The sequence below is a fragment of the Streptomyces sp. NPDC001530 genome (assembly GCF_042894545.1).
Classification (GTDB): domain Bacteria; phylum Actinomycetota; class Actinomycetes; order Streptomycetales; family Streptomycetaceae; genus Streptomyces.
In genome coordinates this window covers 65604-77020 of record NZ_JBIAVS010000015.1, presented here as the reverse complement: position 1 = coordinate 77020, position 11417 = coordinate 65604, and the positions used below count along the sequence as shown (strand labels likewise).

The following is an 11417-nucleotide window of genomic DNA, read 5'->3' as shown; positions in this document are numbered from 1 at the left end:
CGACTCGAGTCGGCCTTCCCCTCAGTCGGCGGCGCTGGCGGGCACGGGGACCTGGACGGCCTCTCCGGACCCGCGGTCGCTTTCCGGGCGCTCCGCGACGGCGTCTTCGTCGACAGCCTCGTCCGCGGCGGGCCGCTGCCTCGTCTCTTCCCTGAGTTCCGCGATGGCGGCCTCGAAGTCCTCGAGCGAGTCGAACGCCCGGTAGACGGACGCGAACCGCAGATAGGCGACGAGGTCGAGTTCCTGCAACGGGCCGAGTATGGCCAGCCCCACGTCGTGGGTGGTCAGTTCGGCGCTTCCGGTGGCCCGCACCGCCTCCTCGACCCGCTGGCCGAGCTGGGCGAGTGCGTCCTCGGTGACGGGCCGCCCCTGGCATGCCTTGCGCACGCCGTTGATGACCTTGGTACGGCTGAAGGGCTCGGTCACGCCGGAGCGCTTGACCACCATCAGCGAGCACGTCTCCACGGTCGTGAAACGACGGGAGCAGTCGGGGCACTGGCGGCGCCTGCGGATCGACGTGCCGTCATCGGTCGTACGACTGTCGACGACGCGGCTGTCGGGGTGCCTGCAGAAGGGGCAGTGCATGGCTCCAACCCTCCTTCACAGCACGACTCATAGGCCTCGCGAGACCTCTTGGGCCCCTCGAAGCAGCCCCAAGCATAGGCGATGCTGGAGGGCCCGAAGACCCGGGGACCACAACTTCTGGGCTGCTACTGCAATCCAACCACTAGATGTGGGGCTCGGTGCGCAAAATCGCCTACGCCGCGCGTGTCGCACACGTATCGGCATGTGCCGCACGGCCATACCGATCCCGGACACGCGGAGATACCGTGGTGGCCGTGCAGATAGGGGGCCGGTACCCGGTTGACGGGGTGCTGGATGGCAGACTGGGTCGCGGCCCACGTCTGCTGGCACGGTCATCGCCTCGGCGGTGAAGAGTACAGCAATGGGCCCTTTTGTCCGCCAGGTGCAACGTTAGCCATACACCCAGACACATGATCACGTCAGGCAATCCGCGTTTTTTCACTCGAACGTGTGTTTGGCGCAACCTTTCGAAAGCAACTACCGTTGTGCAGCAGGGAGACCATCGAGAGGGGCCGACGTGACCACCACCGCAGACAGTGCCACCATCACTGCCCAGGACCGCTCCCAGGGCCGACTCGAGCCGGTGCATGCGATGAACGAAGCCGTGAATCATGAGGGACCCAAGCGCTCCCTGCCGGGCCGACCTCCAGGCATCCGGGCGGACAGCTCCGGACTCACGGACCGGCAGCGCCGGGTAATCGAGGTGATCAGGGACTCCGTGCAGCGGCGCGGCTACCCGCCGTCGATGCGGGAGATCGGACAGGCGGTCGGCCTCTCCAGCACCTCCTCGGTCGCACACCAGCTGATGGCACTGGAGCGCAAGGGCTTCCTGCGCCGCGACCCGCACCGCCCGCGCGCGTACGAGGTCCGGGGCTCCGACCAGTCCTCGGTGCAGCCCACGGACACCGCGGGCAAGCCGGCCGCGTCGTACGTGCCGCTCGTCGGCCGCATCGCCGCCGGTGGCCCGATCCTCGCCGAGGAGTCCGTCGAGGACGTCTTCCCTCTCCCCCGCCAGCTGGTCGGTGACGGCGAGCTGTTCGTCCTGAAGGTCGTCGGCGACTCGATGATCGAGGCCGCCATCTGCGACGGGGACTGGGTGACGGTCCGCCGCCAGCCGGTCGCGGAGAACGGCGACATCGTGGCCGCGATGCTCGAAGGCGAAGCCACGGTGAAGCGCTTCAAGCGCGAGGACGGGCACGTGTGGCTGCTGCCGCACAACTCCGCCTACCAGCCGATCCCCGGCGACGAGGCGACCATCCTCGGCAAGGTCGTGGCAGTGCTGCGACGGGTGTAACAACCTGCGACGAGCGGGACGCTCCGCCCCGCCCCTGACCGGGCCCCGGGACCAACTGCGCCGGTTCCGGGGTCCTGCGTTTTTCTGGCCGGGGGCCTTGGTCGGGGGGCGTCTCCTGGCCTGGGGCCTCCCTCGGTGCTTGGTGACTTGGTCGGCGGGCCTGAGCGCAGGGGGCCGCCGGGCCAGGTGCTGCTTGGGGCGTCTTTGGTGCCTTGGGTGCCCGCCAGGTGGGTGGCTCGATGGGAGTCGGCATAGCCCTGCAGGCTGGCGTCCGCAGCGCTCTTCGCCTCGGTCCCGGCCCGGACCCGGCAGTTCGCCGTCCGGTCGGCTGCCCTCGCTCCCGGCCCCGGACACGGCGAGACCCGGCGCCCACCTGACCCCGGTGCGCTGCCGCCAGGCCCTATGCCTCCTCTGTCTTCCTCGCCGCCTCGTCGATCGCGGCGAGTGATCTGCGGACCTGGTTGCGGTCCGTCGTGTACCAGAAGTCGGGCAGTGACGCCTTCAGATAGCTGCCGTAGCGGGCCGTGGCCAAGCGCTGGTCCAGGACAGCGACGACACCCCGGTCCCCCGTCGCTCGTACGAGGCGGCCGGCGCCCTGGGCCATCAGGAGCGCGGCGTGCGTGGCGGCGACCGCCATGAAGCCGTTGCCACCGTTGTCCTCAACCGCCTTCTGGCGGGCGCTCATCAGTGGGTCGTCGGGGCGCGGGAAGGGGATCTTGTCCATGACGACCAGCTGGCAGCTGGGGCCCGGGACGTCCACGCCCTGCCAGAGCGAGAGCGTGCCGAAGAGGCAGGTCTTGGGGTCGGCCGCGAAGTTCTTGATCAGCTCGCCGAGCGTCTCCTCGCCCTGCAGCAGAATCGGGTACTCGGGGATGCGCGTCCGCAGCTCCTCCGCAGCGAGCTGGGCGGCCCGCATCGAGGAGAACAGTCCGAGCGTGCGACCACCGGCGGCCTGGATCAGCTCGGTGAGCTCGTCCAGCATGTCCGCGCGGTCGCCGTCCCGCGCGGGGCGCGACAGGTGCTTGGCGACATAGAGGATGCCCTGCTTGGGATAGTCGAAGGGCGAACCGACGTCGACGCCCTTCCACTGCGGAAGGTCCTCGCCCTCCGTGCCCTCGGGGGCGAGCCCAAGCGACGCCCCCACGCCGTTGAAGTCGCCGCCGAGCTTCAGCGTCGCGGAGGTCAGGACGACGGAACGGTCCGCGAAAAGCTTCTCCCGGAGCAGCCCGGACACGTTCATGGGAGCGACACGGAGCGACGCGCCGAAGCGGTCGTGGCGCTCGTACCAGACGACGTCCCACTCGGAGCCGTTGGTGATGCGCTCCGCCACGTCGTGCACGGTCTCCACAGAGGCCAGAGCCTGCTTGCGCACCGCGTCCTCGTCCTGGACGGACTTGTCGCGGGTGGAGCCGAGCGCCGAAATCACCGTACGTGCGGCGTCGCGCAGCGCCATCAGCGCGTACCCGAGGTCCTCGGGGATCTCCTCCAGGCGTCCCGGCAGCGCCAGCTCCATGAGGCGCTCGAAGCCCTCGGCGGCGGTCTGGAGCTGGTCGGCGGCCTTCTCATTGACGAGCTTCGCGGCGCGCCGGACCGCGCGGTTGACCTGGCCCGGGGTGAGCTCGCCGGTCGCGACGCCGGTGACCCTGGAGACCAGCTCATGGGCCTCGTCGACGATCAGCACCTCGTGCTGCGGAAGGACCGGCGCGCCCTCGATGGCGTCGATCGCGAGCAGCGCGTGATTGGTGACGACGACCTCGGCGAGCTTGGCGCGCTCGCGGGCCATCTCGGCGAAGCACTCCGCTCCGTAGGCGCATTTGGTGGCGCCGAGGCATTCCCGGGACGACACGGACACCTGGGCCCAGGCGCGGTCGGAAACGCCGGGCGTGAGGTCGTCTCGGTCGCCGGTCTCGGTCTCGTCCGACCACTCCCGCAGCCGCAGCAGGTCCTGGCCCAGCTTGCTGGCGGGCGCGGCGGCCTCGAACTGGTCGAAGAGGCCCTCTTCCTCTTCCTGCGGCACGCCCTCGTGCAGACGGTGCAGGCACAGATAGTTCGACCGGCCCTTGAGCATCGCGAACTCGGGGCGGCGGCGCAGCAGCGGATGCAGGGCGTCGACGGTGCGTGGGAGGTCGCGCTCCACGAGCTGCCGCTGAAGCGCGAGGGTGGCCGTCGCCACGACGACTCGCTCCCCGTGCGCGAGCGCGGGCACGAGGTAGCCGAGCGACTTTCCGGTGCCGGTGCCCGCCTGCACCAGCAGGTGGGAGCTGTCGTCGATGGCGCCCGCGACAGCTTCGGCCATGGTCACCTGGCCAGGGCGCTCCGTACCGCCGACGGCAGTGACGGCAGCATGCAGGAGTTCGGGGAGTGAGGGCTCTGTCATAGCGGTGCCACCCTACGGTGCGCCACTGACAATCGGGCGATCAAGGCGGAGACGACGGTCGTGATCAAGACGAGTACCGGCCGCGTGATCAAGGCTGGTGAAGGGGGTTGGGGACGGTGCCGTGGACGGCGGCGTGCGGGCGATCGGGGCGGTCGCGGTAACCGTCCAGGTGCAGCCGGTTACGGTTCAGACACAGGCGCTCGATACGGGGAGTGAGCAGGTCGAACATCTCGTAACGCTCCTTGAGCTCGGGAAAGCGCGTCTGGTGGCGGATGATCTCCGCTCGGACGAGGGACCAGAACTCGTCCTCCGGCACGCCCAGTTGCTCGTCGCAGAGCGGTGCGAGATAGCGGAACACTCCTACAAAGAGCCCGGATTGGATGAACTGGGTCAGAAACGCGGGCGGCTCGGTGAGCAGCACACGCCGTACGTCATCCGGCATGGAGGCGTGCTCGGGCAGGGGCTCCGCACTCACATTGACGTCGTCCACGAAGTCCTTCACCGCGAGCCTGACGGGTACGTCATGGTCGTCGAAGACAACGATCGCGTTCTCTCCGTGTGGGCTGAACACAGTGCCGTACCGGTAGAGAAAGTGCAGCAGCGGTGGCAGGAGCGCCGCGAGGAGACGGCGCAACCAGACCTTCGGCGCCAGTCCCGAGCGGGCGACGAGCTGTGCAGTGAAGGCGCGGCCCTCCAGGTCGGTGTGGAGGAGCGCGGCCAGGGTGCGGGCGCGTTCGCCGGGGGCCAGATGCCCGGAGACCGGCTCGCGCCAGATCGCTCCGAGCAGCTCCTTGTACTGATAGGGCACTTCAGGGAGGCCGTCGTACACCGGATGTCCGACCGTCACCGAGGCGACCTCGCCGAGCAGGATCACCCCGCAGGTGTCGCGCAGGAAAGGGTCGGCGTCGCGCAGGCCGTGCATCCAGGAGGTGACGGCGGGGGCCGCGAGCGTCCGTTCTGTCGGAAGGCCGCGCCACACCAGGGTGTTGAGGACGGACAGCGGCAGCTTCACGATGTGCCGGTCCGGCCGCGAGACATTGAGGAACGTACGGATCGACTGCTGGGGCAGGCGCAGATCGCCGTCAGAATGCAGCGGCACGATCGCGTCCGCGGCGACGTGGGGTGCGAAGAGAGGCAGCACGATGTCGTCCCACTGCCAGGGGTGCACGGGCAGATAGAGGTACGACTCCGGCGTGAGCCCGCGCGCGCGGAGTACTCCGTCGAAGGACTCCCGTGTGGCGGGGGCGAGTTCGCGCTCGTAGAGGCGCTCTGCCGTGTCGAGGCCCGGGACGCCGCGGTAGGTGGCGAGCTCGGTGTGTACCGCGATCCAGGGAAGGGCGGTCGCCCTGCGGGCCTCCGGCGTCCAGTGGGCGGCGTCTCGCGCGGAGAAGCCGAGGCGGCCCTTGTTGAGCACGATCCACGGGTGTCCGGTCTGGTGGCCTTCCAGTTCCGCGTATCCCAGGTCGGCCAGCTCGGCCACCGTGAGGGCTTTGTGGTCGAGGCGCGCGTCCGCGGCGAGCGTGGTGTTCAGCTCACGGATCACATGGCCCAGCGTCGCTCCGTCGAGTCCCAGCGTGCCTCGGGCACGGATGAGGAAACCGACCGGGTCGGTGAAGGACCGGGGCTCCGCCGCTCCCTCCGCGAGGGCGAGCGAGTCGGGGTCCACGCGCCAACCGTCGTACGCGGTACGGCGGGCGCGGAAGGACAGGCCGCCGCCGGCGTCGAGGCGGAGGGTGTAGTCGGCGCGGCGGTGGTCGGCCGCATTCGGTTTCCCCTCCGGGTTCGGCCCCGGCGCCGGGGACTGGACTGATGCCGGGGCCGACGCTAATGCCGGGGTCGGCTCCGGCTCCGGCTCCGGCTCCGGCTCCGGCTCCGGCTCCGGCTCCGGCTCCGGCTCCGGCTGGATGATCCCCTCGTACGCGAACTCGCCGATCATCTTCGCGAGCATGCGGCGGCCGGCCTGCTCCCAGCGGTCTTTGCGCAGCTCAGGCGGGTCGTACAGGCCGAACGGCTCTCCGGAGGCCGGGGTGGCGGATGTATTCGACACGGGGACTCCTCGACAGGGAACCGGATCGGGACGAGCGGTGTACTAAGAGTGATAGCGCTACAACAGATCGCGCAGGGCCCGGTCTCGGACCATGAGGGCTGCCCGCTTGTCGGGCAGATCGACCTCGGCGGAGAACCGGAAGCCGGCGCTCAGGAAAGCGGAGACGGAGGGGGTGTTGCGAAGGTCGGGTTCCGCGACGACGCGAGCGCATGACGGGCGCTTGTCCAGTACGTGATCGGCGACAGCTCTGAGCAGGGTGGAGCCGAGACCTCGCCCACGGTTGGCGACACCACCGATGAGGAGGTGAATGCCGGTGTCGTGCGGTCGGGCAGGGTAGTGGCGAGCCAGGAGATCGAGATCCGCGCGGTAGATCTCCCAGTAGCTCATCGGTGTGCCGTCCAGCACCCCGAGGCAGGGGACACTGCGTCCGTCCCCGTCGAGCTGAAGGCGCAGATGCTCCTCGGTTACGGACTCGGGCCCCGCCAGCTCCCAGAACGCCGCGACGGCAGGGTCGTTCATCCAGCGGGTGATCAGCGGGAGATCGCGCTCGACTCGCACGGGGACGAGGTGGAAGACACCCACGGGCGTGTCGGTCGGCCCCCAGCCACCGACGCGGTCGAGCAGGTCGTCGTCGACCGGGGCGACAGCAGGGGTCTCCGCCATGCCCCGACGCTCGCCCCTGGCCCCTCCGGGTGCGTCGGCCTTGGTCTCGCCCGTGGCGTCCCCGAAGGCTTTTCCGGTGCCGTGGCTCGCGGTACCGCCCTGTGTCCCGGCCTCCTCGGCGAAGAGCGCGATGAGCTCGTCGGGGAGGCGCAGGTCAAGGGTGTCCTCACTGTCCGTGCTCGCGCCCGAGCCCGAACTGGGACCCGAGCAGGGCCCCGTGTCGGTGGCGAGTTCGGTGGCGGGGGCGGTACCGGCGTCGGTGCTCGCATCGGTGGGAGGCACGGCGACGCTCCTCTCAGGAGACGGGGTGGGTCATGTTCCTCAGGAATGAAGGGGGTTGGAGATGGTGACGTAGACGGACTGGGTGTCGACGGGGCCGACGAGTTCGTCGAGTCCGTGCAGCCGGGTCAGCAGGTTGGCCTTGCAGCGCAGGACGGGTGAGTCGAGCAGGTGGGCGGGCAGAGAAGTACGCAGCCGGGCCGGACCCGTGGCCACATCGGCGAGGAAGCGGCGGAAGGCGGCGAGCAACAGCTGCTCGTCAGCGAGACGTTGGGAGCCGAACGCGCCGACGAGGCCGAGCACGTTGTTGATGGCGAGGTAGTAGGCGAAGCGCTCGTCGGTGACCTCGTCGGAGACGAATGTGTCGCTGTGTTCGCCGATGCCGGGCAGCCGGGTGTCGAGTTCCGCGCGCCGTGACTCGCGGAAGTAGTAGCCCTGGTTGTCGCGGTAGCGACCGCCCTTGGGCCAGCCTTCGGGGTCCAGCAGGAGCAGGGTGTTCTGCTGGTGCGCTTCCAGAGCGATGCCTGCCTCGCTGTCCAGCCAGAGCACGGGGCGTACGACCTGCTCCAGGTAGCGCAGGAACCACTCGGTGGCGACGGCACCGCGTGGGCGGCCGGTGCGTGCGGCGAGACCGGTGACGATTTCGGCGAGCCGGGATCGCATGATCGGCCGGCCCGGCGCCGGGTGACGTGCGCCGGCTTGGGCGTGCGGTCGGGGCGAGACCAGTCCCGCGAGACAACCGGCGTCGTCCGTCGGGCTGAACGGGTTGTGGCGGATCATCACGTCGAGCCCGGGCAGAGGGCTGCCGTCCGGGCCGTTGACGGCGAGCCAGGCCGGGTCACGGACGATGTCGAAGCCCGGGTGGGCGGCCTGCCACTGCTTGAACAGGCCGCCGCGCAGCAGGCGGTGGACCTCCACGCCACGGTGGAGTTCCTTGCGGAGGTTCTCACGACGGGAGTTGGTGATGCGCAGGCCCAGCGACAGCTTCAGCATCGCGGGGGAGCCGGATCGGTAGACGGTGCGGACCGAGGAGGTGGGGTGCCACGGGGAGCCCTGCGGGCCGAGGTCCTGGAGCAGCCCGGCATCCAGCAGCGCCGCGGATGCGCGACGGTGCCTTACCTCGCGCATCTGCCAGGGGTGCAGCGGCAGGGCGGCGTACCCGTCGGGCAGCGACAGCCCCGCGCCGGCCAGCCGAGTGGTGAGCTGCTCCGCCGAGACCGGGCGGCCGCGCTCCGTCCACGCCGAGTCGGCTGCCAGCACCGAGGGGGCGACCGCCATCCAGTGCAGTGGGAAGGAACCGCGCAACTCGGGCGAGTACAGCCGGGCTTCGGCTTCGGAGAGACCCTCCCGGCCCTTCGGTGTGGGATGCAGCGGGTGGCCGAGCAGGAGCGCCTGCTCGGCGGCGAGAAAGAAGTCCGGCTCGTCGGCGGGGTGTTCCCTGCGGTCGCTGATGAACACGGCGGTGCGTCGAACGGAGTCGGCGACGCGGCCGACGAGGTCGGCACCGTCACCGACTGGGCTGTGCGGGGCCGCCTGATGGTCGGAGCGGCGGGCAGTGGCGGCTCCGAGGAGCGCTCCACCAGGCTCTGTTGCGCGGGGCGTGGCGGGAGCCGGCCCGACAGTGGTGGCGGCCGACGTACCCGTCGTCGTTTGCCGTGCGAGCAGTGCCGCCACCGTGACCGCGTCGGCGGGGGGTGCCTCGTCGGGAGCGTCGGCGAGGTGGGGAAGGCCGAAGCGATGCCAGCCGGTGGCGGACCAGTAGTGGACGGGGACCAGGAGGGTCGTGCCGCTGGCCGGGAGGGGGATGTGGAGGGTGCCGTCGTCGGGGGCGGGCAGGTCGTTCTCCCGTACCCAGCAGCGCAGCAGGTTCTCGACGGCCGCCGCCTGAGCCGCGGTCTGCGCATCGGGGTGTTCCAGCAGGTCGGCGGTGGCGCCGCGCAGCCGCTCGGACTCCCGGGCCCCTGCCTTCTGGCGGGGGACCGATTCGGCCCCCGTCACGGGCGGGATCTGTCTGCCACGGGCGGCTCGCTCGCGGATGTCGGGACGGCCGTCGGGTGCGGGGGTGGCGTTCACGAGAGTTCCTTGTGGGTCGTTCCGGCTCGTGCGGCGACGAACCGGGGCGGTACTGGCGTGCGTTGAGCCTTCGGCGTTCCTGTGGATTCGGGTGGGGGTGGTGGTTCTGGTCGAGGTGGTGGTGGTCTGCGTGAGGAGTCCGGGTTTCAACGGGTCGGGGGCACGGGGCCGGGTGGGGCGGCTGGGTGGCGCTGGTCCGATCCGTGTGGGGGCACGAGTGGGCGGACGCGCCTTTGGTTGGGCGGCGCTCGGCTTGGGTTGGCCGGCGCTCGGCCTGGGACCAGCTGCGCGGTGCGTAAGCGCGATCCTGCGGCCCGGCCCCAGCTTCGTACGACGGACTCCCGAGCCGACGGGCCGACCGGCGCCTCGTGCACGACAACACCTCCGTCAGCGCCGCCCCGGCACTACGGCGTCCGCCAGCGCCCCAACCCCCAACCGTCACCGCGAGGTCCGCCCTCACCACAGGTCCCACCTGCACTACGAGGCCCATCGGCACCGTGAGACTCGTCGACACCGCGAGGCCCAGCGACCCCATGAGCCCCATTCCCCTCACGGCCCAAGCCCCCGCGCGCCACCGCCCCCACCGCGTCCGCCAGCCGGTCGAGTACCGCGGTCACCTGCTCGTCGGTGATGGTCAGAGGAGGGAGGAGGCGTACCACGCTGGAGTGACGGCCGCCCAGTTCCACGATCAAGCCTCGGCGCAGGCACTCTCGTTGGACTGCGGCGGCGAGTTCGGGGGCGGCGGGGTAGGGACTGTCGGCGGCGGGATGCGGGGGTGCTTCGGGGTCCACGAGTTCGAGGCCGATCATCAGGCCTCGACCGCGTACGTCACCGATGCAGGGGAACTCATGGGCGAGTTTTCGGAGTTGGGCCAGCATGCGGGCTCCCAGCGTTTCGGCGCGCCCGGCGAGACCGTTCTGGCGGACGTACGCGAGGGTCGCCGTGCCCGCGGCCATGGCGAGCTGGTTGCCGCGGAACGTGCCCGCGTGGGCGCCGGGTTGCCAGAGGTCCAGGTCCTCGCGGTAGACGACGACGGCCAGCGGCAGGCTGCCGCCGATGGCCTTGGACAGGACCATCACGTCCGGTGTGATCCCGCTGTGTTCCACCGCCCAGAAGGTGCCGGTCCGGCCGACGCCGGTCTGGACCTCGTCCGCGATCAGGGGGATGGAGCGCGACGCGGTGATCTCGCGCATCCGGCGCATCCAGTCGTCGGGCGCGGGGATCACCCCGCCCTCGCCCTGAACGGGTTCGAGGATCATCCCGGCGGGGCGCGGTACGCCCGATTTGCTGTCGTCGAGCACGGACTCGGTCCAGCGGGCGGCGAGTTCGGCACCCCGCACGCCGCCGACGCCGAACGGGCAGCGGTAGTCCTGCGGATAGGGCAGGCGCGCGACTCGCACCTCGGTCGCGCCCCCGGATGCTTCGAGCGCCCCCGCGGTCATCCCGTGGTAGGCACCGGTGAACGCGAGCATCCCCGTGCGCCCGGTGGCCGCGCGCACCAGCTTGAACGCGGCCTCAACGGCGTCCGTCCCGGCCGGTCCGCAGAACTGGACCCGCGCGCGGTCGGCGAGCCCGGGCGGAAGCGTGCGGAACAACTCGGTGGTGAAGGCGTCCTTCACGGGCGTGGCGAGGTCGAGAACGTGCAGCGGAGCCCCCGAGTCGAGGACCTTTCTGATGGCCTCCAGGACCACCGGATGGTTGTGCCCGAGGGCCAAAGTCCCGGCGCCCGAGAGACAGTCGAGATAGCGGCGCCCGTCGGCTCCCTCGATCGTCAGCCCGCGCGCCCGCACGGGAACGATCGGAAGGGCGCGCGCATAGGTGCGCGCCGCCGACTCGCGCGCCGACTGGCGCCGCAGAATCCCCTCGTGGGCCGCGCGCGCCCTCTCGGACGCTGCGGCACCACCCTCCCGCGCCCCCTCCGTCACTCCGGGCGCCCCCACCGGCACCACCGCAGACTCGGTCACGGCCACGACTACAGGTCCTCCCGCTGTCCAGAGGCGAGTTGGCGGGGGGCTCTGAACGCAGGCGGCAGGCCCCCCGTACGTACCAACGACGCGGCCCGCGAGGGGAAGCGGGTGAGTCGAAGATCCTTGCCGTGA

At 70.7% G+C, this 11417-nt stretch carries 7 protein-coding genes; 1 reads left to right on the top strand and 6 read right to left on the bottom strand.

Translation table 11 applies throughout. The features are described 5' to 3' along the window. Positions 1–21 precede the first annotated feature (21 nt). Entirely contained in the window at positions 22–585 is a 564-nt protein-coding gene (gene nrdR, locus ACFY0T_RS29730; protein WP_388877034.1) for a transcriptional regulator NrdR, read from the bottom strand. 517 nt (positions 586–1102) lie between these two features. On the opposite strand from nrdR, the gene lexA reads away from it, so the two are divergent. Then, positions 1103–1879: a transcriptional repressor LexA gene (gene lexA / locus ACFY0T_RS29725; RefSeq protein ID WP_388877031.1), complete on the top strand. Its 777-nt coding sequence runs from the start codon at positions 1103–1105 to the stop codon at positions 1877–1879. A gap of 400 nt (positions 1880–2279) precedes the next feature. On the opposite strand, the gene ACFY0T_RS29720 is transcribed toward lexA, so the two are convergent. The 5 genes from ACFY0T_RS29720 to ACFY0T_RS29700 all read right to left on the bottom strand — a co-directional run bounded on the left by ACFY0T_RS29720 (position 2280) and on the right by ACFY0T_RS29700 (position 11288). Further along, positions 2280–4256 (bottom strand): ATP-dependent DNA helicase, encoded by a 1977-nt coding sequence (locus ACFY0T_RS29720; protein WP_388877028.1) that lies wholly within the window; start codon positions 4254–4256, stop codon positions 2280–2282. Between the two features lie 88 nt (positions 4257–4344). Then, positions 4345–6303, bottom strand: a complete 1959-nt coding sequence (locus ACFY0T_RS29715) for an IucA/IucC family protein (protein WP_388877025.1) — start codon at positions 6301–6303, stop codon at positions 4345–4347. A gap of 57 nt (positions 6304–6360) precedes the next feature. After that, on the bottom strand, positions 6361–7248 hold the full coding sequence (locus ACFY0T_RS29710; protein ID WP_388877022.1) for a GNAT family N-acetyltransferase: 888 nt from the start codon (positions 7246–7248) through the stop codon (positions 6361–6363). Between the two features lie 39 nt (positions 7249–7287). Then, positions 7288–9318, bottom strand: a complete 2031-nt coding sequence (locus tag ACFY0T_RS29705) for an IucA/IucC family protein (protein WP_388877019.1) — start codon at positions 9316–9318, stop codon at positions 7288–7290. A gap of 404 nt (positions 9319–9722) precedes the next feature. After that, a complete protein-coding gene (locus ACFY0T_RS29700; RefSeq protein ID WP_388877016.1) occupies positions 9723–11288 on the bottom strand; it encodes a diaminobutyrate--2-oxoglutarate transaminase family protein in 1566 nt (521 codons plus the stop codon). Between the last annotated feature and the right edge of the window lie 129 nt (positions 11289–11417).

Bases quoted from the DNA above. Each gene is read 5' to 3' on its own strand.
- nrdR (WP_388877034.1), bottom strand. From the start codon at position 585: ATGCACTGCCCCTTCTGCAGGCACCCCGACAGCCGCGTCGTCGACAGT.
- ACFY0T_RS29720 (WP_388877028.1), bottom strand. From the start codon at position 4,256: ATGACAGAGCCCTCACTCCCCGAACTCCTGCATGCTGCCGTCACTGCC.